The sequence below is a fragment of the Pseudomonas sp. PIC25 genome, assembly GCF_002286785.1.
Classification (GTDB): Bacteria; Pseudomonadota; Gammaproteobacteria; order Pseudomonadales; family Pseudomonadaceae; genus Pseudomonas_M.
Window position 1 is genome coordinate 37,062 of sequence record NZ_MUJY01000132.1, and the last position, 23,487, is coordinate 60,548.

General features: G+C 65.1%; 25 protein-coding genes and 1 pseudogene. 12 read left to right on the forward strand and 14 right to left on the reverse strand.

Annotation, left to right across the window (positions count from 1 at the left end; translation table 11 throughout):
* Positions 1–3 precede the first annotated feature (3 nt).
* Positions 4–879: an SDR family oxidoreductase gene (locus BZL41_RS16495; protein WP_095600314.1), complete on the reverse strand. Its 876-nt coding sequence runs from the start codon at positions 877–879 to the stop codon at positions 4–6.
* Between the two features lie 35 nt (positions 880–914).
* Positions 915–2,705, reverse strand: coding sequence for an acyclic terpene utilization AtuA family protein (locus BZL41_RS16500; RefSeq protein ID WP_095600315.1), 1,791 nt, complete (start codon positions 2,703–2,705; stop codon positions 915–917).
* Positions 2,706–2,940: 235 nt separating this feature from the next.
* Between BZL41_RS16500 and BZL41_RS16505 the strand changes: the two genes are divergently transcribed.
* The 3 genes from BZL41_RS16505 (at position 2,941) to BZL41_RS16515 (ending at position 5,348) form a co-directional block, all read left to right on the forward strand.
* Positions 2,941–3,564 (forward strand): TetR/AcrR family transcriptional regulator, encoded by a 624-nt coding sequence (locus tag BZL41_RS16505; RefSeq protein WP_095600316.1) that lies wholly within the window; start codon positions 2,941–2,943, stop codon positions 3,562–3,564.
* Between the two features lie 150 nt (positions 3,565–3,714).
* Positions 3,715–4,464 carry an ABC transporter substrate-binding protein gene (locus BZL41_RS16510; RefSeq protein WP_095600368.1) on the forward strand — a complete coding sequence of 250 codons (750 nt, stop codon included), beginning with the start codon at positions 3,715–3,717 and terminating at the stop codon, positions 4,462–4,464.
* A 113-nt stretch (positions 4,465–4,577) separates the two neighbouring features.
* Entirely contained in the window at positions 4,578–5,348 is a 771-nt protein-coding gene (locus tag BZL41_RS16515) for an ABC transporter substrate-binding protein (protein ID WP_256578177.1), read from the forward strand.
* Here the strand turns inward: BZL41_RS16515 and BZL41_RS16520 are convergent.
* Entirely contained in the window at positions 5,299–6,057 is a 759-nt protein-coding gene (locus BZL41_RS16520) for a CPBP family intramembrane glutamic endopeptidase (protein ID WP_095600318.1), read from the reverse strand. The two genes, BZL41_RS16515 and BZL41_RS16520, sit on opposite strands and share 50 nt — an antisense overlap.
* 449 nt (positions 6,058–6,506) lie before the next feature.
* Positions 6,507–6,674, reverse strand: a complete 168-nt coding sequence (locus tag BZL41_RS16525) for a DUF2897 family protein (protein WP_095600319.1) — start codon at positions 6,672–6,674, stop codon at positions 6,507–6,509.
* Positions 6,675–6,850: 176 nt separating this feature from the next.
* Here BZL41_RS16525 and pyrF point away from each other — a divergent pair, with 176 nt between their 5' ends.
* Positions 6,851–7,546: an orotidine-5'-phosphate decarboxylase gene (pyrF, locus tag BZL41_RS16530; protein ID WP_095600320.1), complete on the forward strand. Its 696-nt coding sequence runs from the start codon at positions 6,851–6,853 to the stop codon at positions 7,544–7,546.
* A gap of 41 nt (positions 7,547–7,587) precedes the next feature.
* Here pyrF and BZL41_RS16535 read toward each other — a convergent pair whose 3' ends face one another.
* A complete protein-coding gene (locus tag BZL41_RS16535) occupies positions 7,588–8,598 on the reverse strand; it encodes an NADP-dependent oxidoreductase (protein WP_095600321.1) in 1,011 nt (336 codons plus the stop codon).
* Between the two features lie 228 nt (positions 8,599–8,826).
* Between BZL41_RS16535 and BZL41_RS16540 the strand changes: the two genes are divergently transcribed.
* From BZL41_RS16540 to BZL41_RS29465, 3 genes and pseudogenes are all read left to right on the forward strand, one after another.
* On the forward strand, positions 8,827–9,588 hold the full coding sequence (locus tag BZL41_RS16540) for an SDR family oxidoreductase (protein WP_095600322.1): 762 nt from the start codon (positions 8,827–8,829) through the stop codon (positions 9,586–9,588).
* Between the two features lie 1,145 nt (positions 9,589–10,733).
* Positions 10,734–10,958: pseudogene (locus tag BZL41_RS29460) on the forward strand (HAMP domain-containing protein); the annotation flags it as partial.
* Positions 10,956–11,819, forward strand: coding sequence for a methyl-accepting chemotaxis protein (locus tag BZL41_RS29465; protein WP_371916542.1), 864 nt, complete (start codon positions 10,956–10,958; stop codon positions 11,817–11,819). The pseudogene BZL41_RS29460 and the gene BZL41_RS29465, both read left to right, overlap by 3 nt.
* Positions 11,820–11,852: 33 nt before the next feature.
* On the opposite strand, the gene BZL41_RS16550 is transcribed toward BZL41_RS29465, so the two are convergent.
* Together BZL41_RS16550 and BZL41_RS16555 are read right to left on the reverse strand one after the other, a co-directional pair.
* Positions 11,853–13,040: a benzoate/H(+) symporter BenE family transporter gene (locus tag BZL41_RS16550; RefSeq protein ID WP_168191021.1), complete on the reverse strand. Its 1,188-nt coding sequence runs from the start codon at positions 13,038–13,040 to the stop codon at positions 11,853–11,855.
* A 17-nt stretch (positions 13,041–13,057) separates the two neighbouring features.
* Positions 13,058–13,675, reverse strand: a complete 618-nt coding sequence (locus tag BZL41_RS16555) for a LysE family translocator (RefSeq protein WP_095600325.1) — start codon at positions 13,673–13,675, stop codon at positions 13,058–13,060.
* Positions 13,676–13,858: 183 nt separating this feature from the next.
* On the opposite strand from BZL41_RS16555, the gene BZL41_RS16560 reads away from it, so the two are divergent.
* The gene (locus BZL41_RS16560; protein WP_095600326.1) at positions 13,859–14,491 is read left to right on the forward strand and encodes a hypothetical protein; all 633 of its coding nucleotides are present in this window, start codon (positions 13,859–13,861) and stop codon (positions 14,489–14,491) included.
* Between the two features lie 3 nt (positions 14,492–14,494).
* Here BZL41_RS16560 and BZL41_RS16565 read toward each other — a convergent pair whose 3' ends face one another.
* Positions 14,495–14,938 (reverse strand): MarR family winged helix-turn-helix transcriptional regulator, encoded by a 444-nt coding sequence (locus tag BZL41_RS16565; protein WP_095600327.1) that lies wholly within the window; start codon positions 14,936–14,938, stop codon positions 14,495–14,497.
* A gap of 82 nt (positions 14,939–15,020) precedes the next feature.
* Here BZL41_RS16565 and BZL41_RS16570 point away from each other — a divergent pair, with 82 nt between their 5' ends.
* Both BZL41_RS16570 and BZL41_RS16575 read left to right on the forward strand, forming a co-directional pair.
* Positions 15,021–16,187 carry a PLP-dependent aminotransferase family protein gene (locus tag BZL41_RS16570; RefSeq protein ID WP_095600328.1) on the forward strand — a complete coding sequence of 389 codons (1,167 nt, stop codon included), beginning with the start codon at positions 15,021–15,023 and terminating at the stop codon, positions 16,185–16,187.
* A gap of 16 nt (positions 16,188–16,203) precedes the next feature.
* Positions 16,204–16,806, forward strand: coding sequence for a glutathione S-transferase family protein (locus tag BZL41_RS16575; protein WP_095600329.1), 603 nt, complete (start codon positions 16,204–16,206; stop codon positions 16,804–16,806).
* 54 nt (positions 16,807–16,860) lie between these two features.
* On the opposite strand, the gene folE is transcribed toward BZL41_RS16575, so the two are convergent.
* From folE to BZL41_RS16600, 5 genes are all read right to left on the reverse strand, one after another.
* On the reverse strand, positions 16,861–17,406 hold the full coding sequence (gene folE, locus BZL41_RS16580) for a GTP cyclohydrolase I FolE (RefSeq protein WP_084339175.1): 546 nt from the start codon (positions 17,404–17,406) through the stop codon (positions 16,861–16,863).
* Positions 17,407–17,493: 87 nt separating this feature from the next.
* The gene (locus BZL41_RS16585) at positions 17,494–18,057 is read right to left on the reverse strand and encodes a Smr/MutS family protein (RefSeq protein WP_095600330.1); all 564 of its coding nucleotides are present in this window, start codon (positions 18,055–18,057) and stop codon (positions 17,494–17,496) included.
* A gap of 46 nt (positions 18,058–18,103) precedes the next feature.
* Complete coding sequence (locus tag BZL41_RS16590) at positions 18,104–18,424, reverse strand: hypothetical protein (protein WP_095600331.1); 321 nt, start codon at positions 18,422–18,424, stop codon at positions 18,104–18,106.
* Positions 18,425–18,520: 96 nt separating this feature from the next.
* On the reverse strand, positions 18,521–19,114 hold the full coding sequence (locus tag BZL41_RS16595) for a cysteine hydrolase family protein (RefSeq protein WP_095600332.1): 594 nt from the start codon (positions 19,112–19,114) through the stop codon (positions 18,521–18,523).
* A gap of 152 nt (positions 19,115–19,266) precedes the next feature.
* A complete protein-coding gene (locus BZL41_RS16600) occupies positions 19,267–19,860 on the reverse strand; it encodes a cysteine hydrolase family protein (RefSeq protein WP_095600333.1) in 594 nt (197 codons plus the stop codon).
* 102 nt (positions 19,861–19,962) lie between these two features.
* Between BZL41_RS16600 and BZL41_RS16605 the strand changes: the two genes are divergently transcribed.
* The gene (locus BZL41_RS16605) at positions 19,963–20,835 is read left to right on the forward strand and encodes a LysR family transcriptional regulator (RefSeq protein ID WP_095600334.1); all 873 of its coding nucleotides are present in this window, start codon (positions 19,963–19,965) and stop codon (positions 20,833–20,835) included.
* A gap of 183 nt (positions 20,836–21,018) precedes the next feature.
* On the opposite strand, the gene nhaD is transcribed toward BZL41_RS16605, so the two are convergent.
* A complete protein-coding gene (nhaD, locus tag BZL41_RS16610; RefSeq protein ID WP_095600335.1) occupies positions 21,019–22,308 on the reverse strand; it encodes a sodium:proton antiporter NhaD in 1,290 nt (429 codons plus the stop codon).
* A gap of 175 nt (positions 22,309–22,483) precedes the next feature.
* Here nhaD and prmB point away from each other — a divergent pair, with 175 nt between their 5' ends.
* Complete coding sequence (gene prmB / locus BZL41_RS16615; RefSeq protein WP_095600336.1) at positions 22,484–23,404, forward strand: 50S ribosomal protein L3 N(5)-glutamine methyltransferase; 921 nt, start codon at positions 22,484–22,486, stop codon at positions 23,402–23,404.
* The last annotated feature ends 83 nt before the right edge of the window (positions 23,405–23,487 follow it).

Genomic DNA, 23,487 nt, shown 5'->3' on the forward strand with positions numbered 1-23,487 from the left:
GGCTCACTCCGCATCCTTCAGCACGTCGGGCAGGAAGGCCCGGTGGAAGCCGTTGTACGGCTGGTGCTGCCCGGGTTTCGCCTTGCCCAGCGGGAAGGCCCGGCCGCCGAGGCTGGCGCCGCCGTCGATACGCAAGGTGGCGCCGTTGACGAAGGCGGCGCCGGGGGAGAGCAGGAAGACGATGGCGGCGGAGACCTCCGACTCGGTGCCGATGCGCTTGAGCGGCACGCTTTCCCGCAGGGTGGGGATCACCGCGCGGAAGGCGCCTTCGTAGGTATCCATGCCGCTGGAGGCGATCCAGCCCGGTGCCACGGCGTTCACCCGGACCCCGGCGTGCGCCCACTCGACGGCGGCGGTGCGGGTGAAGTTCTCCATGCCGGCGCGTGCCGCCCCGGAGTGGCCCATGCCGGGCATGCCGCCCCACATGTCGGCGAGCATGTTGACGATGCCGCCGCCGGTCTTGCTCATGCTCTGGTTGAACACCTCGCGGGCGACCAGGAAGCCGCCGACCAGGTTGGTGCGCACCACCGTCTCGAAGCCCTTCTGGTTGATCGAGGCGAGCGGGGCGGGGTATTGCCCGCCGGCGTTATTGACCAGTTGATGGATGGCACCACGCTCGGCGACCACCGCTGCGACCATGGCCTTCACCTGATCCTCGTCGCGGATGTCGCAGGCATGCCAACTGGCGCTGCCACCGTCCTCGCTGATTTCGCCGGCGGTCTTTTCCAGTTTTTCCGCCTTGCGCCCGACCAGCACCACATGCGCGCCCAGGGCCGCCAGTTCATGGGCGGTACAACGGCCGATGCCGCTGCCGCCACCGGTGACCAGGATGGTCTGGCCGGCGAACAGGCCGGGCCGGAAGATTGAGTCGTATGCCATTCGTTGTCGTCCTCGTCGTGGTGGCCCGGAAACCGCTAGGCCAACCGTTCGGCCAGCGCCTGGGGTACCGGCACCGGGAATTCCAGAAGCTGCTGGGCGAACGCCTTGCCCTGGGGATCGATGCGCAGGCTGGCGACGCCGCCGCCGCCCAGGCTGTTCTCCAGCAGGAAGTTAAGACTGTGCGTACCGGGCAGGTACCAGCGGCCGACCCGGCCGACGACCGGATCGAGCACGTGGCGCATCCACTCCACCATGGCATCGTTGGTCAGGGCCTCGGCGATCCAGGGCAGGTATTCCGGCTTTCGCGGCATGACGCCGATGTTGCTGTGGTTGCCCTTGTCGCCGGAGCGCGCCACTGCCAGCCGCACCAGTGGAACGCTGACCTGGGCCTGGCCTTCCGGCTTGGGCGGATCGATGGCTTCGGGCAGCTCACGGGTGTCCAGGGCCGCCTTGGGCGGCAGCGCCACCGGCAGGCGCCGGCCGTCCAGGTCCAGTTCGAGGTCGCAGGCAGCCTTATCCACCAGGAAGGAGAACAGACGGATCACCGGATAGACCGTGGGGCGCCCGCCGACGATGCCGGTCAGACCCGGCGCCATGCCGGTGGCGGCCTGGGCGATTTCGCGGGAGAACAGCACCAGCGCTTCCTTGCGGGGATGGCGCACGGCGAGCTTGATCACTACTTCGCGGGTGTCCTGGCGCAGGGCGTGCGGGCCGTAGGTGGCCTCGCTGCCGAGCAGTTCGACGCTGGTCTCGTGGTACGGTCCCCAGCCGCGCTCCTGGAACAGCTCCTCGGTCTTGGCGAGGATTGCCTGGCTGACCCGATGGGCTTTTTTCACCGCGTCGATCCCGGCGATCACGCAACTGGCGGTGCAGCGGAAGCCGTCCGGCGCGGTGGCGCTGACCTTGTACTGGTCGGTAGGCGGAAAGCCTCGGGCGCCGGCCACGGCGACGCGGTTCGCGCCGGCCTGGTCGAGGGTGACGTGGGAGAAATCGCAGATCACGTCCGGCAAGCGGTAGGCGCGTGGGTCGCCGATTTCGTAGAGCAACTGCTCGCCCACCGTGAACGGCGTGACCAGCCCGCCACTGCCTTCCGGCTTGGTCACGACGAAGCGTCCGTCGGACTCGACTTCGACGATGGGAAAACCGATGTGCTCGTAGTCCGGCACCTGGTCCCAATCGGTAAAGTTGCCGCCGGTGCATTGCGCCCCGCATTCGATGATATGTCCGGCCAATGCGGCCTGGGCCAGGCGGTCGTAGTCGTCCCAGGCCCAGCCGAACTCATGGATCAGCGCGGCACTGACCACCGCGCTGTCCACCACTCGACCGGTGATGACGATATCGGCGCCAGCTTCCAGCGCCGCGACGATGCCGGGGGCGCCGAGGTAGGCGTTCACCGAGACGCACATGGCCGGCAGCGGTTCGTCGCTGAACATCTCACGTACGCCGGCCTTGACCAGTTCACCGAGCTTGGGGCGCAGGTCGTCGCCGTGCAGCACGGCGATCTTCAGCGCCACTCCGGCCTTGTCGCAGGCGGCGCGTAGCGCGGCGGCGCATGCCTGCGGGTTGACCCCGCCGGCATTGCTGATCACGCGGATGCGCCGCTCGGCGATTGCCGGCAGCAGCGGGGCGAGGACTTCGATGAAATCGGTGGCGTAGCCGGCGTCCGGTTGCTTGAGACGGGCGCCGGCCATGATCGACAGGGTGATCTCCGCCAAGTAGTCGAACACCAGGTAATCCAGCGGGGCGCCCTGCACCAGCTGGGCCGCGGCGGTGGAGGTGTCGCCCCAGAAGGCAGAGGCGCAGCCGATGCGTACGGTCTTGGTCATTGGAATTGTCCGCAGCGCTGTAAAGATGGCTCGACATTACCAAGCAAGCGCTTGGTTGAAAACCCCTCGGAAGAGGAATCTCGCTCGAAGTGTGCCCAAGCGCTTGCTCGGCTTGCCGGCTACGCATAAATTTCGCCAATAACGACAGGCACTTGCCGGACAAACTTGAAAGCGCCCGCCGAACGACCGGCGAGCGGGGTTTGCCGGAGCGGAACCACAGGCGGGGAGCGATAGCGTGGATGATCAACAAGCCCAGGCAGTGATGCAGGAGCTGGTGGCGAGCGGGCAGGTGACCGATCCGGACAGTGCCCGGGGCAAGTTACTGCAGATGGCCGCCCACCTGTTCCGCAGCAAAGGCTACGAGCGCACCACCGTTCGCGACTTGGCGAGCGCAGTGGGCATCCAGTCCGGTAGCATTTTTCATCACTTCAAGAGCAAGGATGAGATCCTCCGCTCGGTCATGGAAGAAACCATCCTTTATAACACCGCGCTGATGCGGGCCTCCCTGGCCGAGGCGACCAACCTGCGCGAGCGGGTGCTGGCGCTGATCCGTTGCGAGCTGCAATCGATCATGGGCGGGACGGGCGAAGCCATGGCGGTGCTGGTCTATGAATGGCGCTCGCTGTCGGAAGAGGGCCAGGCGTACATCCTGGCCCTGCGCGACACCTACGAAGCGCTCTGGCTGGAAGTGCTCGGCGAGGCCAAGGCGGCCGGCTATTTCAAGGCCGATCCCTTCATCCTGAGACGCTTCCTCACCGGTGCCCTGTCCTGGACCACCACGTGGTTCCGTCCGCAGGGGCCGATGAGCCTGGATCAACTGGCGGAGGAGGCGCTTTCGCTGGTGATCAAGGAAGTTTGACGAGAATCGACTAGGCTTCAAGCGAGCCGGTTGACCGGCTCGGGACATTCGGAAGTCCGCTTGGTGGCGCTGCCCCGCAGTTGCGTTTTTCATGTCCTTCGAGGGTTCCGCTTGCGCGTGACATTGACCGTCCTGTTGGCCGCTCTGCTGATGCAGGTATTGCAACCTGCCTCGGCCGAACAAGTGGTGCGCGTGGGCGCCTATCATTTCCCTCCTTACGTGACCAAGCCGGAAAGCGATGAGCCCGGTGGCCTGTTGCCGGAGTTGCTCGGCCTGCTTAATCGCTCCCAAGGCGAGTACCGCTTCGTCCTGCTGCCGACCTCGACTGCCCGTCGCTACCGCGATTTCCGCCATGCCCGCTTCGATATGATGATCTTCGAGTCGTCGGCCTGGGGCTGGCAGGGCGTCGATCTGACCTCGCTGGATCTGGGTATCGAGGATGCCGAGGTCTACGTCGCTCGTGCCGAGACGGGGCGCGGGCAGGACTATTTCGCCGAGCTGAAAGGCAAGCGGCTGGCGCTCTACAGCGGCTACCACTATGGCTTCGCCGGCTTCAACGCCGATCAGGCGTTCCTGACCGAGAACTACCGGGCCATGCTCACCTATTCCCATGACAGCAACCTGTTGATGGTGCTGCGCGGCCGGGCGGACGTCGCCGTGGTCACCCGTTCCTACCTGCAGGCCTACCTGGCTGAGCACCCGCGCCAGGGGAACGGACTGCTGGTCTCCGAGCGGGTCGACCAGGAGTATCACCACCAGGCCCTGGTCCGTCCCGGCGCGCCATTGAGCGCTTCGGCCCTGGCGGTGCTGCTGGACGATCTGCGTCGCAGCGGTGAGCTGGACCTCTTGCTGCGGCGCTATTACCTGTCGATGCCCGAAGGTGCCCTGACGACCCCCTGAACTGGCTGTCCAGCAGTCTCTGCGTTAGGCTGGCCTATATCTTTCTGTGATCGAGGTCGCGGATGCCGCATCCAGAGCGAGTGGCGTGGGGGCTATGGTTGTTGTTGGGCGTGATGATCGGTCCGTCGATGGCCGCCGCCGCCGAACGGGTGCAGGTGAGCGGCGCGCATTTTCCGCCCTACGTGGGTAAGTTCGAGGAGGAAAAGGCCACTGGCCTGCTGCCCGAACTGCTCACCGCATTGAACCAGATCCAGGGCCAATACCAGTTCGTGCTGCTGCCGACGGCCGTGGCCCGGCGCTTTCGTGATTTCCAGCAGGGTCGGATCGACATCGCGATCTTCGAGAATCCCGAATGGGGCTGGCAGGGCATTCCCCATCAATTGGTCGACATGGGGCTCGAAGATGCCGAGGTGTACGTTGCACGCAACGAGCCGTCGCGCGGACAGGCCTATTTCGATCAGCTCAAGGGCAAGCGGCTGGCGCTCTACAACGGCTATCACTACCGCTTCGCCGGCTTCAATGCGGACCCGGAGTTCCTGCGCCGGGAATTCAACGCGACCCTGACCTATTCCCATGACAGCAACCTGCTGATGGTGCTGCGCGGCCGGGCGGATGTCGCCTTGGTCACCCGTTCCTACCTGGACGACTTCCTGGTCCGGCATCCGCAATACGAGGGCCAGTTGCTGATGGCCGATACGGTGGATCAGGTGTATCACCACTACGCCCTGCTGCGCCCGGAGTCGCCCATCGACGCAAAGGCGTTCGCCACGCTGCTCGACCATCTGCGCCGGGATGGCCGGCTGACGCGGATCTTCGAGCCCTACCGGATTCAGGTCATGCCAGTCGCAGGGGATAGCTCAATAACAACAGATGGGAAAGATTGACCGCACCGTGCAACAGCACCGCAGCGCTCAACCGGCCGGTGGCATGGAACGCCAACCCGTAGCCCAGCCCGGCCACGCCGGTGACCAGGGCGAATGGCGGGCTGAATGGCAGATGCGCCGCGCCGAACAGCACGGCGCCCAGCAGCAGGCCCGGCCATTCGCCGAAACGGGCGATCAGGCTGCGCTGTAGCCAGGCACGGAACAGCAGCTCCTCCGCCAGTACCGTCACACCCAGGTTCATCGTCAGCCAGACCGGCAATTCATCAGGCCATTTCGGCTGCCAGCCGACCAACCCCAGCGCCAACGCCAGCAAGGGCACTGCCAGCAAGGTGGCAGCTACCGCTCCGTAGCCGAGCCGAAGGTTCCCCGCGTGAGGTTTGGGCTGGCTCAGCCACCAGGTCAGCAGCGTCAGGCCGACCAGCAACTTGTCCCAGCCCAGCCGCACGGCATAGGGCGGTGAGTCCGGGCTGAACGGCCGTGGCGCAGTCAACGGCCAGGGGCTGAAGCCCGGCAGCAGGTGGGCAGCCAGCGCGACACTGGCGGCGAAGCTCAACGACCACCAGAGCGGTCTGGGCAGGTAGCGTTCGCCGACCAGCACCAGTGCAATGAACAGCATGCCGATGGCCACGCCTTGCGGAGCGATAAAGCCCAGTGGAAAACCGCCGGCAAGCACCGCCAGCGGCAGGAGAAAACGCAGGTGAACAGACATGCAACCCCCGATCGAAGGGGCGGCAGTTTACCTGTGCGAAGCAATGGAAATCGCGTCTCGTGACACAGGTCGCGCTTTGCGTATCGAGCAAGTCGCGGGGCCTGGAGTCATGCAAGGCGTTAGGTGTTGCTGGAAGGTTCTGACCAAACCGATTACTGAGTTCAGCAGGGGCTCGGCAATTGCTGGCCTGATAGGATCGTCCCCCTCACCCCGGCCCCTCTCCAGAGGGAGTTGGTCGTGCTGGGTTCAAGAACTCTGCATGCGCCCATTGCTTCGCCTGACTTCTTCGCCGTTGCATCGTCCAGGCCATAATCTGAACTCTGCCCGGTTGCCCCTCGCCCCTTTGGGAAGAGGGCTAGGGTGAGGGGGCGGAGTCAAGCCTGACACCATCCTCAAATCAGCCCTGTCACCTAGGGGAAAGGAGCCTGACGAGCGAGGTTGGAACTGGCTTAACGATCCTGTGCATCCTTCGCATCCTGCTCGGCATTGCGTTCATGGATGCGTTGCAACTGTTCTTCGGTGAGGGGCAACTTCTTCGCCGTGTCGCGCAACAGCAGCAGGCTGCCGAGGATGGAACCGATGGCGAGGATCAGAATCAGCCAGGCGTACCAGGGCATGGGAGGTCTCCTTGAACTCGATGCCTTCACCATACGCCCTGGCAAGGGCTCTGTCAGGCGAGACTGGTCACAGCCTGGGATTGCCGTCGGCCCCCAGGCTTCTCGTCTCGGGCCGAATCAGGCTGGGCCACGATGGGGTACAATGCGCGCCGTTTTCGTCCTGCCCGAGAGTTGCCATGTCCTGTCAGACCCCGATCATCGTCGCCCTCGACTTCCCCACCCGCGAAGCCGCGCTGGCCCTGGCCGCCCAATTGAATCCGGCGCAATGCCGGGTCAAGGTTGGCAAGGAGCTGTTCACCCGCTGCGGTCCGGCGATCGTCGAGGCGCTGCAGGCGCAGGGCTTCGAGGTGTTCCTCGATCTGAAATTCCACGACATCCCCAACACCACGGCGATGGCGGTGAAGGCCGCAGCGGAGTTGGGCGTGTGGATGGCCAACGTGCACTGTTCCGGCGGCCTGCGGATGATGGCGGCCTGCCGCGAGACCCTGGATGCACTGAGCGGGCCCAAGCCGCTGTTGATCGGCGTGACCGTGCTGACCAGCATGGAGCGAGAGGACTTGGCCGGTATCGGCCTGGACGTCGCTCCCCAGGATCATGTGCTGCGCCTGGCCGGACTGGCCGCCCAGGCGGGGCTGGACGGGCTGGTCTGCTCGGCGCAGGAGGCGGTGGCGTTGAAAGCCGCCCAGCCGGCCCTGCAACTGGTCACCCCCGGTATCCGCCCGGCCGGCAGCGCCCAGGACGACCAGCGGCGTATCCTCACCCCGCGCCAAGCCCTGGACGCCGGCTCCGATTACCTGGTGATCGGCCGCCCGATCAGCCAGGCCGCCGATCCGGCACAGGCCCTGGCTGCCGTAGTCGCCGAACTGGCCTGATACTTTGAGGGGCGAGGGCCTTATCCCTCACCCCTTACGCTTCACCCCCTCACTTTCAGCACCAACTTGCCGAAGTTCTCGCCGGTGAAGAGCTTCTGGATGGTCTGCGGGAAGGTCTCCAGACCTTCCACGATGTCCTCCTTCGACTTGAGCTGACCGTTGGTCAGCCAACCGGTGATGTCGCGCAGTGCCTCGGGGAAGCGCGAGGCGTAGTCGAATACCACCATACCCTCCATGCGGGCGCGGTTGACCAGCAGCGACAAGTAGTTGGCCGGCCCTTTCACTGCCTGCTTGTTGTTGTACTGGCTGATCGCGCCGCAGATGACGATGCGGGCCTTGAGGTTGATGCGGGTCAGCACGGCGTCGAGGATGTCGCCGCCAACGTTGTCGAAATACACGTCCACGCCTTTCGGGCACTCGCGCTTGAGGCCGGCGTGCACGTCTTCGTTCTTGTAATCGATGGCCCCGTCGAAGCCCAATTCCTCGACCAGATAGCGGCATTTGTCCTGGCCGCCGGCGATCCCGACCACCCGGCAGCCTTTGATCTTCGCGATCTGCCCGGCCACGCTGCCCACCGCGCCGGCAGCGCCGGAGATCACCACGGTTTCGCCAGCCTTGGGTTCACCCACATCGAGCAGGGCGAAGTAGGCGGTCATTCCGGTCATGCCCAGTGCGGAGAGGTAGCGGGGCAGCGGTGCCTGCTGCGGATCGACCTTGTGGAAGCCCTTGGCATCGCCCAGGTAGTAGTCCTGGATGCCGGTGAGACCGCTGACATGGTCGCCCACGGCGAAGCCCGGGTGACGCGAGGCGATCACCTTCCCCACACCCAGGGCGCGCATGGTTTCGCCAATTTGAACGGGTGGGATGTAGGACTTGGTGTCGTTCAGCCAGCCGCGCATCGCCGGGTCGAGGGAGAGGTAGAGGTTCTCCACCAGGATCTGGCCGTCCGCCGGTTCGCCGACGGGATTTTCCGCCAGGCTGAAGGTGTTGTCGTCGATGGCCCCGGTGGGGCGTCGGGCCAGGACGAACTGGCGGTTGTTCTGGGCAGGCATGGCAGGGCACTCCGTTGACGGGAAAACACTGGTGATAGCCCTCGATGATCCGGCGGGCAAGTTCCGCCGGCATGCGGAATGGCTGCCGATCCATCCGCGTGATGGGTAATGCGATCCTTCATCAATGCCTCGCATGATCCTGCCAACAGCCGCCTGATAGTGCTGCCGCCTCGTTGAGCAGCCTGGCTAGACTGCGGTAATTCCATTCCAACAAGAGAGGACCTACTCATGAGCATGACCTTTTCCGGCCAGGTGGCCCTGGTGACCGGCGGGGCCGCTGGTATCGGCCGTGCCACTGCCCTGGCGTTCGCTGCCGAGGGGCTGCGCGTAGTGGTGTCGGACGTCGATGCGGCGGGCGGGGAAGGGACCGTCGGGCTGATCCGCTCGGCGGGCGGCGAGGCCACGTTCATCCGTTGCGACGTGACCCGCGACGCCGAGGTCAAGGCCCTGATGGACGGCGTGGTGGCCGCCTACGGCCGTCTCGACTACGCCTTCAACAATGCGGGCATCGAGATCGAGAAAGGCAAGCTGGCCGAGGGCAGCGAAGCGGAGTTCGACGCCATCATGGGGGTCAACGTGAAGGGCGTCTGGCTGTGCATGAAGCATGAGATTCCGCTATTGCTCGCCCAGGGCGGCGGCGCCATCGTCAACACCGCATCGGTGGCTGGCCTGGGCGCGGCACCGAAGATGAGCATCTATGCCGCCTCCAAGCACGCGGTGATCGGCCTGACCAAGTCCGCCGCCATCGAATACGCGAAGAAGAAGGTCCGGGTGAATGCGGTATGCCCGGCGGTGATCGACACCGATATGTTCCGCCGCGCCTACGAAGCCGACCCGAAGAAGGCCGAATTCGCCGCCGCCATGCACCCGGTCGGCCGGGTCGGCAAGGTCGAGGAAATCGCCGCTGCCGTACTTTACCTGTGCAGCGACGGAGCGTCCTTCACCACCGGTCATTCCCTGGCCGTGGATGGCGGTGCGACGGCTATCTAGCGTTCCGTAGGTTGAGCCTGTAACCGCTTCGCCAGCAGAGCCGGCTCTTACGAAGCGGATTCGATTCATCTGCGTCCAGGGGCGCTCACGCGTCCCTGTCGTCTTCCTCAAGTCCCCCGGCGCCCAGCCGATACCTCGGATATCTGAAAACGACGCCGACGTAGCTGTTTGCACCGTGAAAGGCTTCACATGCTTGTGCTGGCCAGGCGCCAGCGGCAAATCTTCACGGAGTCGCTACGCGCGTCGACGCGGACGCTTTTCAGCCTGGGGGCGAATACATGCCAGCGGTCTCGCACTACGGTTTTGCCAATCTCGGAATGGCGAAGAAGTTGGGTATCGGCTTCGGCCTGGTTCTGCTGCTCACCGGTGTGGTCGCGGCGATCGGGCTGGTGTCCTTGCAGGCTATCGAGCAGCGTTTCGAAAACCTCAAGCAGATGTCGTCCATCAACCTGTCAGTGCTGCGCGCGCGTTTGCAGGAGCAGCGTTTCGCCCTGACCAACGACAACCAGTCGGTGGAGGCGCTGCGCCAGGGGCTGGAGTCGGTCCAGACGTTGACCGCGGAGTTGAAACAGGACTCGCCGGCGATGGCCGACGTGGAGCAGGCCCTGGCGGCGTATCGCGAGTCGTTCGACCGTTTCGTCGAGCTGACCCTGGCCAAGGACCTGGCGCTGGAGATGGCCAACTGGTCGGTGGAGAGCGTGGCCAACAACCTCGATCTGCTGCAGAGCGGGCTGGCCGATGACGGCGTCTACGAGTTGAAGCAATCCCAGGGCACCAAGGGCGGCGAGTTCGTCGAGCAGGCGAACCAGCTTGGTCAGATTTCCCGGCTGATGCTGCAAGCGATGAACGAGGCCCGCCTGCGCATGGACCAGAGCCGCAAAGGCGGCGAGGACGTGGCCTCGACCCGCATCGAGCAGGCTGAACAGGCGCTCCAGCAGGCCGAGCAGTTGAAGGAGGCGGTCACCGATCCGGGGTATCGCACTGTGCTCAACGAGGTCAGTGGGCACATCACCAATTTCACCGCCAAGCTGGCCGAGTACACCGACCTGCTCGCCAAGGAGCGCCAGGTTTATGCCGAGCTGCGCGAGCGCGCCGAACTGGCGGTGCAACGGGTGGACGAGGCATCGGCCGAGCAGGAGACAGCGATGCAAGCGGAGCTGACCGCCAACTCCGTACTGATCCTGGGTTCGTCCAGCCTGGCGCTGCTGGTGGGCGTGCTGGCGGCTTTCCTGATCACCCGCGCCATTGTTCGCCCGCTGACCAGCGTGATCCGGGTGGCGAACCGCATCGCCGAAGGCGACCTGACCGCCCGCATCGAAGTGCGCGGGGCGGATGAGATCGGCCAGTTGATGAGCGCCATGCAGCAGATGGCGACCGGGCTGAGCGGCATCGTCAGCGGGTTGCAGGCGGGCATCGACCAGATAGCCTCATCGGCCAGGACGCTGTCCAGCGTGACCGAGCAGACCACTATCGGGGTCAGCAGCCAGAAGCTGGAGACTGAACAAGTCGCCACTGCGATGAACCAGATGGCCGCCACCGTGCACGACGTGGCGCGCAATGCCGAGGAAGCGGCCCAGGCCGCTGAATCCGCCGACGCCAAGGTCAACAACGGGCATCAGGTGGTCAAGCAGAGCATTGCCCGTATCGAACAACTGGCGGCCTCGGCTGGCTCGGCGAGCCAGAGCATCGAGAGCCTCAGCCAGGACGTGCAGAACATCGGTGCGGTGCTGGACGTGATCAAGAGCGTCGCCGAGCAGACCAACCTGCTGGCGCTCAACGCCGCCATCGAGGCGGCGCGGGCCGGCGAGCAGGGCAGGGGCTTCGCGGTGGTCGCCGACGAGGTGCGCGCGCTGGCCAAGCGTACCCAGCAGTCCACGGCCGAGATCGAGCGCCTGATCGGCGCCCTGCAACAGGGCACCCAGACGTCGGTAGCGCAGATCCGCAGCAGCGGCGAGCTGGTCCGCCTGACCGTGGCCGATGCCCAGCAGACCGAAAGCGCATTGGCGGCCATCGCGGCGGCGGTATCGGTGATCCATGAGATGAACCAGCAGATCGCCGCGGCGGCCGAGCAGCAGAGCGCGGTGGCCGAGGAGATCAACCGCAGCGTGACGGCGATTCGCGGCAGCGCCGATCAGTCGGCCATGGCCATGGAAGGAACGGCGGCATCGAGCGTGGAACTGGCGCAGTTGAGCAACGAGTTGCAGGGGATGGTCGGACACTTCCGCCTGTGAGGCAGGCGCAATGAGCGCCTGCCTGCGAGGGGCTCAGACGGTCTTGCGCCAGTTGAGAATCAGCAGGGTCAGCACGCCGGCGATCAGCCCCCAGAATGCCGAGCCGATGGACAACAGCGTCATCCCCGAGGCGGTGACCATGAAGGTCACCAGCGCCGCTTCGCGTTCCTTCGGTTCCTGCATCGCATTGCTCAGGCCACTGCCGATGGAGCCGAACAGCGCCAGGGCGGCGATGGATAGCACCAGGGCCGTCGGCAGGGCGGCGAACAGCGCGGCCAGGGTGGCGGCGAAGATACCGGCGATCCCGTAGAACAGGCCGCACCAGAGCGCGGCGGTGTAGCGCTTGCGCGGATTTTCGTGGGCCTCCGCGCCGGTGCAGATGGCTGCGCTGATGGCTGCCAGGTTGATGCCGTGGGAGCCGAACGGCGCCAGCAGCAGCGAGGCGACACCGGTTACCGAAATCAGCGGCGATGCCGGGACGTCATAGCCGTCCGCACGCAGTACGACGATGCCGGGGATGTTCTGCGACGCCATGGCGACGATGAACAGCGGGATGGCGATGCCGACGATCGCCGGCAGCGAGAAGCTCGGCGTGGTCCAGACCGGTACGGCGACCTGTACCTCGAAACCGGAAAAATCCAACAGGCCGAGCACGCCAGCCACCCCGCCACCGACCAGCAGTGTGGCGAGGATGGCGTAGCGCGGCGCCAGGCGCTTGCCGAACAGATAGGTGAAGAACATCGCCAACACCAGCGCGGTGCTGTGTTGGGCGGCGAGAAAGATTTCGCTGCCGATACGGAACAGGATGCCGGCCAGCAGCGCGGCGGCCAGCGAGCCCGGCAAGCGGCGCATCAGCCGCTCGAAACCGCCGGTGAGGCCGACCAGGGCGAGCAGGGCGGCGCAGACGATGAAGGCACCGATGGCCTCGCCGTAGCTGACCCCGGGCAGGCTGGTGATCAATAGCGCGGCGCCGGGGGTCGACCAGGCGACGACGATGGGTGCGCGGTAGCGCAGCGACAGGCCGATGGTGCACACCGCCATGCCGATCGACAGCGCCCATATCCACGAGGAAATCTGCGCGGTACTCAGGCCGGCGGCCTGACCGGCCTGGAACATCAGCGCCAGCGAGCTGGTGTAGCCGGTGAGCATGGCGATGAAGCCGGCCACCACGGCGGAGGGCGAAGAGTCGGCCAGCGGGCGCAGGCGTGCGGGCGTGTCCATGGTGGGAGCGCTGTCACTCATGAAAGGGTTCCTTGTACATCGGCCAGGATAGGGTAAAGGGAGGCCACCAGCAGCAGCGCCATGCCGATGTTGAAGCAGCGGCGCACGCGCGGGTCCTCCAGCCAGCGGCGCAGCAGGCTGCCGGCGACGGTCCAGAGCCCGACGCTCGGGCAGTTGACCAGGGCGAACAGGGCGGCGATCAGCACCACGTTGACGAGGAAATTCTCCTGCGGCGTGTAGGTGGTGATGGCGCCGATGGCCATGACCCAGGCCTTGGGATTGACCCATTGGAAGGCTGCGGCCTGGAGGAAGGTCAGCGGTTTGCCGCTGGCGGTGGCGCCGCCTTGGGGCGCGCCGGCACCGGCGATCTTCCAGGCCAAGTAAAGCAGGTAGGCACCGCCGGCGTAACGCAATGCCGTGTACAGCGCGGGAAAGCGTTCGAACAACTGGCCGAGCCCGAGGCCCACCGCGATCACCAGCACCATGAAGCCCAGACTGATGCCGAGCATGTGCGGCAGGCTGCGGCGCACCCCGAAGTTCACGCCGGAGGCGAGCAGCATCATGTTGTTCGGCCCCGGCGTGACCGAGGTGACAAAAGCGAAGGCGACGAAGGCGACCAGCAGTTCAGGGTTCATCGGGCAGGCTCCACGCAAGAGCCAACAGCCTATGTGCTGTGGGGGGCGGCCGTCGCGGTACAGCGGATGCAGCAATGGGCGATACAGTCGGCGAGGTTCGGTTACTGTACCGGTGGTTAGCCGTCGCTTGAAAAACTACTGTGTCGAGAACAGCCTGAAGTGCCAGCGAATCGAGGAACACCCATGGACGAAAACCCCTATGCCGCCCCCACCGTGGAACTGGTGGACGATGCCGCCCCGCATTCACTCCAAGGCTGGAATGCCTCGCAGTTGCGCGTGCTCGGTTGGCTGAGCCTGGTTTCCACCTTCGGCACCCTGGTGTTCCTGGTGATGTCGCTGGTGGGCGCTGCGCTGCGGATGCCCGACCTGGAAACCTACGGCGAGTGGATCGGGATCGCCATGGTGTTGCTGGGCAACTACCTGCTGATCCGCTTCAAGGGGTTCGCCGAGGCTCGCTTCGAGGCGCGCGGGCTGGGCATACCGGTGTGGGCGACCGTCGCGGTCAGTCTGGCGATGGAAGGCGTAGTGTTCGGCAGCGGTCTGGAAGCGTTGGACTGGCGCTCGATCACCTACCTCGTGCTGACCGGCATCCTGGGGTTGCTCACCCTCTGGTTCGGCATCCGTCTGCTCAAGGTGCAGAACGTTTCACCGCCGTTCAAGGTGCTGGCCTGGCTGGAGATCGCCGCAGGCCCGCTACTCGCGTCGGTCGTCCTCATGATGCTCGCGGTGATTCCGGCCCTGGCGGCCGGCGTAGCCATGGCCCTGGTATTCTTCCGCGGTGCGGCGGAGCTGGAAGGGCTGAGCGAGCCCCGTTGAGCGCTATTCGCCCTGGCGTACCGCCCCGAGGGCTTGGTTCACTGCCAGCCAGCCCTCGACAGCCGTGTCACCGGCCTCGGCGAAGGCCTTCTCCAGCAACCGGACCTGTTCTCGGCGCAGCGCCGCTTCCAGGCGCGCGCCTTCCGGGGTGAAGCCGAGCAGGCGTTTGCGTTTGTCGTCCGGTGCCGCGACGCTTTCCACCAGGTGCATTTCCATCAGTTGACGCAGCGGCGTGTTCAGCGCCTGCTTGCTCACGCCGAGGTAGCCGAGCAGTTCCTTGACGCTGAGCCCCGGATAGCGGGCGATGAAGAACAGGATGCGGTGGTGGACGCGCGACAGGCCGCGGCGGGCGAGCATTTCGTCCGGCTTGGCGGTGAACGCCTGGTAGCCGAAGAAGAAAGCTTCCATGGCCTGTTGCTGGACGCTTGTTTTTTTTAGGTCAGGCATATTGACGTATCTGTCCGGTGCGGCGTAGTTTCGGTCAAGCAGTTTGACTCATATTCCTTGCCTTCGCACCCCGGTGACATCCATGGCCTTCTCCGAACGCATCGCCCGCCTGAAAAGCTCCCTGATCCGTGAAATCCTCGCCGCGGCGCAGCGTCCGGAAGTCATGTCCTTCGCTGGCGGCCTGCCGGCCGAGCCGATGCTGCCGCAGATGGATTGGAGCGCGATGCCGACGAGCGTCGGCCAGTACGGCATGAGCGAGGGCGAGCCGGCCCTGCGCGAGGCCATCGCCGCCGAGGCGCGTGCCTTGGGCGTGCCCTGCGAGGCGAGCCAGGTGCTGATCGTCAGCGGCTCGCAGCAAACCCTCGACCTGGCCTCCAAGCTGTTCATCGATCCGGGTACCGAGGTGCTGCTGGAAGCGCCCACCTACTTGGCGGCGCTGCAGGCTTTCCAACTGTTCGGTGCCCACTGCCTGGGCGTGCCCCAGGAAGCCGACGGCCCTGAGCTGGCCGCCCTGCGCCAGCGTTTGGAGCAGCACAAGCCGGCCTTCGCCTACCTGATCCCGACTTTCCAGAACCCATCTGGCGTGCGCTATAGCGAAGCCAAGCGCGATGCCGTGGCGGCCCTGCTCGACGAATTCGGCGTGACCTTGATAGAGGACGAACCCTACCGTGAGCTGGTGTTCGATGCCGGCAGTGCCCAACCCATCGTCAGCCGTCTGAAGAAGGCCAGCTGGATCTACACCGGCACCGTCTCCAAGACCTTACTGCCGGGCCTGCGCGTCGGTTTCCTGATCGCCAGCCCGGATCTTTTCCCCTACCTGCTGCGCCTCAAGCAGTCCGCCGACCTGCACACCAATCGCATCGGTCAGTGGCAGGCGCTGCAGTGGATCGGCACGGAGCAATACCGCGAGCACTTGGCCGAGTTGCGCGATTTCTACCGCGTTCGCCGCGACGCCATGCAGGCGGTGCTGCTGGAGCACTTCGCCGACCTGGCCGACTGGGAGATTCCCCAGGGCGGGTTGTTCTTCTGGCTGACCCTCAAGCAGCGGATCGACACCCGTAGCCTGCTGAAGCCGGCGCTGGAGCAGAACGTCGCCTTCATGCCGGGCGAACCCTTCTTTATCCAGCCCGATTTGCATCCTGGCCATCTGCGGCTGAATTTCAGCCATGTGGCGCCGGAGCGCCTGGGTGAGGGGATCGGCCGTCTGGCCGCCGTCGTTCGTGAGGCCCTGAAGGCAGAGGCCGCCTAGGAAAGGAGAGAACACCATGTACAAGGTCTATGGCGATTACCGGTCCGGCAACTGCTACAAGGTCAAGCTGATGCTCAATCTGCTGGGCCAGCCCTACGAGTGGGTTCCGGTGGATATTCTCAAGGGCGAGACGCGGACCCCCGAATTCCTGGAAAAGAATCCCAACGGCAAGATTCCGGTGCTGGAGCTGGACGACGGAAGCTGCCTCTGGGAGTCCAATGCGATCCTCAATTTCCTCGCCGAAGGAACCGAATTCCTGCCCACCGAGCCGCGTCTGCGCACTCAGGTGTTGCAATGGCAGTTCTTCGAGCAGTACAGCCATGAGCCGTATGTCGCCGTCGCGCGCTTCATCATGCTTTACCTCGGCTTGCCGGAAGAGCGTCGCGCCGAGTTCGAGGAGAAGCGCAAGGGCAGCTACAAGGCACTGGATGTGATGGAGCGGCAGTTGCTGCGTACGCCCTACCTGGTCGGCGATCGTTATTCCATTGCCGATGTGGCGCTCTACGCCTATACCCACGTTGCCCACGAAGGCGGCATCGACCTGCAGGGCTATCCGGCGATCCGCGCCTGGATGGACCGGGTTGCCAGCCATCCGCGGCATGTGACCATGCTGGGCTGACGAATCGAGGGCATGAAAAAACCGGCGCAAGGCCGGTTTTTTCTTGGGCGGCGATCAACCGATCAGGCTGAGAAACTCGCTGCGGGTGGCGGCGCTCTCGCGGAATTCGCCGAGCATCACCGAGGTCACCATCGACGAGTTCTGCTTCTCCACGCCGCGCATCATCATGCACATGTGCTGCGCCTCGATGACCACCGCGACGCCGAGGGCACCGGTGACCTGTTGCACGGCTTCGGCGATCTGCCGGCTGAGGTTCTCCTGGATCTGCAGGCGGCGGGCGTACATGTCGACGATCCGTGCCACCTTCGACAGGCCGAGAACCTTGCCGTTGGGGATGTAAGCCACATGCGCCTTGCCGATGAAGGGCAGCAGGTGGTGTTCGCACAGGGAGTACAGCTCGATGTTCTTCACCAGCACCATTTCGCTGTTGTCTGAGCTGAACAGCGCGCCGTTGACGATTTCGTCGAGGGTCTGCTGGTAGCCGCGGCAGAGGTACTGCATGGCTTTGGCGGCGCGCTTGGGAGTGTCGATCAGGCCTTCGCGGCTGGTGTCTTCGCCGAGCTGGCCGATGATCGCGGTGTAATGCTGTTCCAGGGACATGGATGGGACCTAGGGTGTTACGCAAACGCGAAGGGTAGGGCGCGCGCGGCGCGCTGGCAAGGGCGGCGGATGGCCGGCCGGGGAGCGTTACTCATCGCGTCCTTCGAGCATGGTGCGTTTGAGCAGGACGTAGAGCGCGCCGGTGCCGCCGTGCCGGGGCAGGCAGGAGGTGAAGCCGAGCACCTGCGGATGCTGGCGCAACCAGGTGTTCACATGGCTCTTGATCAAGGGGCGTTTGCCGTCGAGACGGGCGGCCTTGCCGTGGGTGACCCGCACGCAACGGATTTCCAGCTTCGCCGCTTCGGCGAGGAAGTCCCAGAGCGTTTGCCGGGCCTTTTCCACGGTCATGCCGTGTAGGTCCAGGCTGCCTTCGAAGGCGACCTGGCCGGCCTTGAGCTTGCGCATCTGGCCTTCCTGGACGCCGTCGCGTGCCCAGTAGAGCTCGTCTTCGGCGCCGACGTCGATGACGAACTGGTCGGACAGGCCGTCGACCTTGGTCGAGATCGGCTTAAGAGTGGCGGCTTGGCGGCGCTGGGCAATCTGCTGGCGGTCGGCCTTGGGTTTGCCGGTGTCGGCGCGATCGTGTTGGATCGGTTTCACGCCGCGCATTTCGGACATGAAAAGGGAGCTGTCGTTGTCGTCGTCTTGCATGGGGCCTCCGCGAAGGGGCCTAGTTTACCCGACGTCCGGGGTCGGATCAGCCACGCTTCTTCAGCAGGTGAGGCGCCAGGGTCAGGTCGCTCGGGCGGCGCAGCCGGCGCCGGCAAATACGCCAGGCGAGGATGCCGAACCAGAGGAGGAACAAGCCGAGCGCCAGCAGGATGCTGGCATCGGCCGGAGTGTCGTTGAGCCCGCCGAGCGCCGGCGGACGTCCCAGGAGGGTGGCGGCACCGGCCATCGCCAGCAGGATGCCGAAGGTGGCGAGCAGTGCCGCGATGGCCGCGCCGAAACGCCAGCGCCAGCGACCGGGCCGGCGCGGGCGTACATGACGGGCGTCGTAACTATCGGACAACTTCATTCCGATCTTCCTCTTGGGAAAGGAGGTGAGACCCGCGGGCCGGGGTGCGGTTCCGGGCCGCGCTGTACGGGTCTCGCTGGCCCCGCGATGCCGAGTTCAGATCAGCGCCTTGGCTTGCTGAACGACAGTGGCGAAGTTATCGGCCAATATTGCCATCTCCATGCGATGCACGACGTCGGCCTGGATCACACCTTCGGGGCTGGGCAAATCGCGCGTGGCGCAGGCGCTGTCGACCAGGGTGCAACGATAACCATAATCCTTGCAGGCACGAACGGTGGTGCTGATGCTCGAGTGGGTCATGAAGCCGCAGACGATCAGGTCTAAGTGGCCCAACGCCTGGAGGCGGTCATGCAGTTCCGTGCCGGCGAAGGCGTTCGGCAGGCGTTTCTCGACCACGACTTCGCCCGGCTGCGGAGCAAGCTCGGGCAGGAACTGGCCACGCGGCCCCTGGGGATCGAACAGTCCGCCAGTGATGCCGAGGTGTCGGACATGGACCACCGCGACGCCGGTCGCTCGCGCAGCGCCGAGCAGGCTGGCGATTTCCGCCGCCGCGGCGTCGAGACCCGGCAGGGCCAGGGCGCCGCTGCGGTATTCCTCCTGGGCGTCGATGATCAGCAGGGTGGCGTTGCTCAGGGTGGCGGGCGCATAGCCTCGGCCGCTGAGCTGGAACATGGTTTGCGGCTGGGACATGGCTGTTTCCTCGCAAATGACAATGGGCCAATTGTCGCCCCGCCGACGCCGGATGTGAACCGTCCCCTGCACATCTCATCGCGACCGGGTCTCTTTCCGAGAGCGAGGAATTCGTCTGGCGCACCCGCCACTGCTGGCGGGCGCGGGGCAGATCATGCCGGCAGGTCGTCCGCTGTCGGCACGACCACGGCGAAGTTGTCGGCCAGTGCGGTCATCGCGGCGCGATGCAGGGTCGTTGCGTCCATCACGCCATCCAGGCCAACGAGCGGGCGGGTGGCACAGGCACTGTCGACCAGGGTGCAACGGTAGCCGAGGTCCTTGGCGACCCGGACGGTGCTGCTCACGCACATGTGGCTCATGAAACCGCAGACGATCAGGTCTCGCCGGCCGAGTTCGCCGAGCAGGGGATGCAGCTCGGTCCCGGCGAAGGCGTTGGGCAGCCGCTTGGTCACCACCGTTTCGTTCGCCGTGGGTGTCAGCTCGGCGAGTATGGCGCCGCGCTGACCTTCTGGATCGAACAGGCCGCCGGGAATTCCCAGGTGGCGGACGTGGACGACCGGGGTGCCGGCGGCTCGGGCACGTTCCAGCAGCGTGGCGATTTCCGCCAGGGCAGGCTGCAGGCCCGGCAGGGCGAGGTCGCCGCTGCGGTACTCCTCTTGGGCGTCGATGATCAGCAGGGTCGCGTTGTCCAGGCCGGCGGGCGGGTAGCCGAGGCCGCTCAGTTGGAAAAGACTTGGATGGGTCATGGGGAGGCACTCCGTTGGGTTGAGGGCTCCATTCTGTGTCTGCGTAAATGCAGTAGAAACCGTTATGCTTGCTGACTTGAACTGCAAAAGTGCAGGGTGACGATGACTTTCGACTGGAACGATATACCGCTGCTGCTGGCCCTGGCCCGCCACGGCAGCCTGGTCGGGGCCGGCCGAGAACTGGCGGTGGATGCGACGACGGTCGGCCGTCGTCTGGCGGCGGCCGAGCGGGCGCTGAAGGCCACGCTGTTCGTCCGCGAGGGCGGTCGCTACTGGCCGACCGATGCCGGAGAGGCCGCGCTGGCCCGTGCAGCGGTGCTCGCCGGGGAGATGCGTGAGCTGCTGCAGGATGTGCAGGCCGAGCAGGGCCGCCTGTCCGGAACGGTGCGGCTGACTTCAGTGGAGTTCATGTTCAGCCACTGGCTGATCCCGCGACTGCCGGCATTACTGGAGGCGTACCCGCAGCTCGATCTCGAATTGGTGGGTAGCAATCGCAACCTCTCCTTCACTCGGCGCGAAGCGGACCTCGCGCTGCGCCTGGGGCGCCCCAGCCAGGACAGTGCGCTGGTCATGCGCAAGGCGGGCGAGGTGGGCTACGCTGTGTTTGCCGGCCCCGGGTTGGAGGACTGCCCGAGCGAGGCTTGGCCGCGGATGCCCTGGCTGGGCTACGATGAGAGCCTGCGTCACCTGCCGGAAATGCAGTGGCTGGAGCGGTTGCTGGGCGGTCGGCCGCCGCGGGTACGACTGAGCAATCTGGCGGCCGCCTGCCGGGAGGGCTGCGGGCTGGCATTGCTGCCGTGCCTGGTCGGCGAGGCGATGGGGCTGAAGCGGCTGAGCGAAGAGCCGGTCCTGCATCGCGAGCTATGGCTGCTCAGCCATGCGGAGCTGCGTCATACCGGCCGGGTCAAGGCCGTCAGCGACTGGCTGTGGACCAGTCTGGAAACGTCGGCGGCGCTGTTGCGTGGCGACGAATAAAGAGGAAGCCGTCCGGAGGAGCCGGGCGCCGAAGCAAAAGGAGTTGCGATGTCTTATTTCAGCGAGCTTTCCGCCCATTTCTGGCTGCTATTCGCCGTGGCGATCGCCATTGCGGTAATTCGCGAACTGCGACGCGGGTCGGACTAGGGAGCGGCGCCCGGGTGTGTCCCGGGCGCCTCTGGCTCAGTAGAGGCCGAAGACCTGGAATTGCAGGTACCAGACGCCCAGCGAACCGAAGAAGTTGACCAGGATCGCCGGCAGGAACTTGAAGTGCACGCCGAAGCTGTAGCTCTTGTCCAGGGTCATGGCCATCACGCCGGCGGCGGAACCCACCACCGTGATCGATCCGCCGATGCCGACCATCAGGGCGTTCAGCGCCCACTGGTCGAGACCGAGCTGCGGGTTGGACATCAGCGCCGCGGCTTCCACCGGCACGTTATCCATCACGCCCGAGATGACGCCGAGGATGACGTTCACCGAGGTCGGGGACATCAGCTCGAACAGCCGGGAGATATAGGAGAGCCAGCCCACATGGTTGAGGCAGGCGACCGAGGTGATGATGCCGATGAAGAACAGCAGGGCGTTCCATTCCACCTTCTGCAATTGGTCCTGCCACGGCAGCTCGATGCCCCGGTGCGTCAGCAGCCAGGCATAGAGGGCGACGATGCCCAGGCCGATGCCGATGGAGAACTCGATGCCTACCTTGAGCAGGATGTTGCAGAGCACCGCGCCGACGATGGCAATGAGCCCGACCAGCGCCAGCCCCCTGCCGCCCGGCTTGATCGCCGAGTCCTGTTGATCCGCCACGCGGATCAGGTCGCCGCCGTTGACGCCGCGCAGGTAGAAGAAGTGCAGCGTGGCGGCGAACAGCAGCCAGCCGATCAGCGACGAGGGGATCAACAGCAGCAGGCCGGCGATGCTGATCTTGCCGGCCAGCAGCACCATGAGGCTGGTGGAAGTACCGAGGAACCACACACCGCTGTTGGACGCCACCACGATATTGCACAGCGCCACATGGGTGTAGCGCTGGTTCACCGAGATGTTCTTCACCGAGTTGCCGAAGATCATCGCCGTGGTGAAGTTGTTGATGAACGGGGAGAGCAGGGCGGACAGCGCGCCGGTGGCCCAGAACATGCCTTTGGCGCCCAGGCCCTTGCGCAGCAGGAAGCCGTTCAGCGCGGTGAACACGTTTCGCTCGTTGAGCAGTTCGACGATCATCCACATGAACGCCATGAAGGCGATCAGGCCGAACAATTCGCCCTTGGTTTCCTCTTGGGCGTGCAGGAAATACTTGAAGCCGTTGGGGTCGTTGAGAGCGTAGTGGGCGCCGATCACGACTAGGCCGGACATCATGAACATGGCCGGCTTGAACTTATCCATTTCCAATTGTGCTTCAAAAACGATAAGCGTCATTCCAATAAGGAATATCGCCAGGACGAGCAAGCCCGTCAGCGAGAAGGGTTCGATGACCATTCAAGGGGTTCCAGATTCAAAGGGATGGGAAGGGTTAAGAAATCGTTGCAAAGTATAACGAGGCGGCAATCGCTCCGGCACTGATACTTGCGGAGGATTGCGGCGTTTTTTTATGGCGATGCGCCGCCTCCGAGGCATCGGCTAAACTGCCGTCTTCTTCAGCCGGAGTACGTTCGTGAGCCAACCCGTTTCCCGCCTGCGCAGTCTGCGCGACCACATCCGTTGGGCCGTCAGCCGTTTCCACGCCGAAGGGCTGTATTTCGGCCATGGCACCGACAATGCCTGGGACGAGGCGCGTCAGCTGGTGCTGGGGGCCCTGCACCTACCCTGGGAAATCGCCGACAGCTACCTCGACTGTCGCCTCGAGGACGACGAGCGCGACCATTTGCAGGCATTGCTGTGGCAGCGTATCGAAGAGCGGGTGCCGACGGCCTACCTGCTCGGCGAGGCCTGGTTCTGCGGACTGCCGTTCGTGGTCGACGAGCGCGTGCTGATTCCCCGCTCGCCCATCGCCGAGCTGATCGAGCAACACTTCCAGCCCTGGCTGGCGCAGGAGCCGGCGAGGATTCTCGATCTCTGCACCGGCTCGGGCTGCATCGGTATCGCCTGTGCCTACGAATTCCCCCAGGCCGAAGTGGTACTGGCCGACCTGTCCTTCGAGGCGTTGGAAGTAGCCAACCTGAACATCGAGCGGCATGGCCTGGAAGAGCGCGTCTACACCGTGCAAGGCGACGGTTTCGGCGGGCTGCCGGACCAGCGCTTCGATCTGATCGTGTCCAACCCGCCCTATGTGGATGCCGAAGATTTCGCCGACATGCCCGAGGAATATCACCACGAACCGGCGATGGGCCTGGCCTGTGGCGATGACGGCCTGGACCTTGTGCGGCGCATGCTGGCCGAGGCGGCCGACCACCTGACCGAGAAGGGCCTTCTGATCGTCGAGGTGGGCAACAGCCAGGTGCATGTCGAGGCGCTGTACCCCGAAGTGGACTTCACCTGGCTGGAGTTCGAGCGTGGCGGCCACGGCGTGTTCCTCCTCGCTGCCGCGCAATGCCGGGAGTATCAGGCGCTGTTCAAGTCGCGGGTGAACGCCTGATGTAGATGCTCAGCGTGCGATTGAAGGCGTTTCCAAAGCAATGTCGGGCGAATGAATTCGCCCCTGCGGGAGCATCCGAATCA

What these genes read in the sequence shown, in the direction of transcription:
- BZL41_RS16570 (WP_095600328.1), top strand. Translation starts at nt 15,021, where the DNA reads ATGGCCTTCTCCGAACGCATCGCCCGCCTGAAAAGCTCCCTGATCCGT.
- BZL41_RS16510 (WP_095600368.1), top strand. Translation starts at nt 3,715, where the DNA reads ATGCAGGTATTGCAACCTGCCTCGGCCGAACAAGTGGTGCGCGTGGGC.
- pyrF (WP_095600320.1), top strand. Translation starts at nt 6,851, where the DNA reads ATGTCCTGTCAGACCCCGATCATCGTCGCCCTCGACTTCCCCACCCGC.
- BZL41_RS16550 (WP_168191021.1), bottom strand. Translation starts at nt 13,040, where the DNA reads ATGGACACGCCCGCACGCCTGCGCCCGCTGGCCGACTCTTCGCCCTCC.
- BZL41_RS16540 (WP_095600322.1), top strand. Translation starts at nt 8,827, where the DNA reads ATGAGCATGACCTTTTCCGGCCAGGTGGCCCTGGTGACCGGCGGGGCC.
- BZL41_RS29465 (WP_371916542.1), top strand. Translation starts at nt 10,956, where the DNA reads ATGGCGACCGGGCTGAGCGGCATCGTCAGCGGGTTGCAGGCGGGCATC.
- BZL41_RS16565 (WP_095600327.1), bottom strand. Translation starts at nt 14,938, where the DNA reads ATGCCTGACCTAAAAAAAACAAGCGTCCAGCAACAGGCCATGGAAGCT.
- BZL41_RS16535 (WP_095600321.1), bottom strand. Translation starts at nt 8,598, where the DNA reads ATGCCTGCCCAGAACAACCGCCAGTTCGTCCTGGCCCGACGCCCCACC.
- BZL41_RS16495 (WP_095600314.1), bottom strand. Translation starts at nt 879, where the DNA reads ATGGCATACGACTCAATCTTCCGGCCCGGCCTGTTCGCCGGCCAGACC.
- folE (WP_084339175.1), bottom strand. Translation starts at nt 17,406, where the DNA reads ATGTCCCTGGAACAGCATTACACCGCGATCATCGGCCAGCTCGGCGAA.
- BZL41_RS16520 (WP_095600318.1), bottom strand. Translation starts at nt 6,057, where the DNA reads ATGTCTGTTCACCTGCGTTTTCTCCTGCCGCTGGCGGTGCTTGCCGGC.
- BZL41_RS16595 (WP_095600332.1), bottom strand. Translation starts at nt 19,114, where the DNA reads ATGTCCCAGCCGCAAACCATGTTCCAGCTCAGCGGCCGAGGCTATGCG.
- BZL41_RS16560 (WP_095600326.1), top strand. Translation starts at nt 13,859, where the DNA reads ATGGACGAAAACCCCTATGCCGCCCCCACCGTGGAACTGGTGGACGAT.
- BZL41_RS16585 (WP_095600330.1), bottom strand. Translation starts at nt 18,057, where the DNA reads ATGCAAGACGACGACAACGACAGCTCCCTTTTCATGTCCGAAATGCGC.
- BZL41_RS16590 (WP_095600331.1), bottom strand. Translation starts at nt 18,424, where the DNA reads ATGAAGTTGTCCGATAGTTACGACGCCCGTCATGTACGCCCGCGCCGG.
- BZL41_RS16515 (WP_256578177.1), top strand. Translation starts at nt 4,578, where the DNA reads ATGATCGGTCCGTCGATGGCCGCCGCCGCCGAACGGGTGCAGGTGAGC.
- BZL41_RS16500 (WP_095600315.1), bottom strand. Translation starts at nt 2,705, where the DNA reads ATGACCAAGACCGTACGCATCGGCTGCGCCTCTGCCTTCTGGGGCGAC.
- BZL41_RS16600 (WP_095600333.1), bottom strand. Translation starts at nt 19,860, where the DNA reads ATGACCCATCCAAGTCTTTTCCAACTGAGCGGCCTCGGCTACCCGCCC.
- BZL41_RS16575 (WP_095600329.1), top strand. Translation starts at nt 16,204, where the DNA reads ATGTACAAGGTCTATGGCGATTACCGGTCCGGCAACTGCTACAAGGTC.
- BZL41_RS16605 (WP_095600334.1), top strand. Translation starts at nt 19,963, where the DNA reads ATGACTTTCGACTGGAACGATATACCGCTGCTGCTGGCCCTGGCCCGC.
- BZL41_RS16555 (WP_095600325.1), bottom strand. Translation starts at nt 13,675, where the DNA reads ATGAACCCTGAACTGCTGGTCGCCTTCGTCGCCTTCGCTTTTGTCACC.
- BZL41_RS16525 (WP_095600319.1), bottom strand. Translation starts at nt 6,674, where the DNA reads ATGCCCTGGTACGCCTGGCTGATTCTGATCCTCGCCATCGGTTCCATC.
- nhaD (WP_095600335.1), bottom strand. Translation starts at nt 22,308, where the DNA reads ATGGTCATCGAACCCTTCTCGCTGACGGGCTTGCTCGTCCTGGCGATA.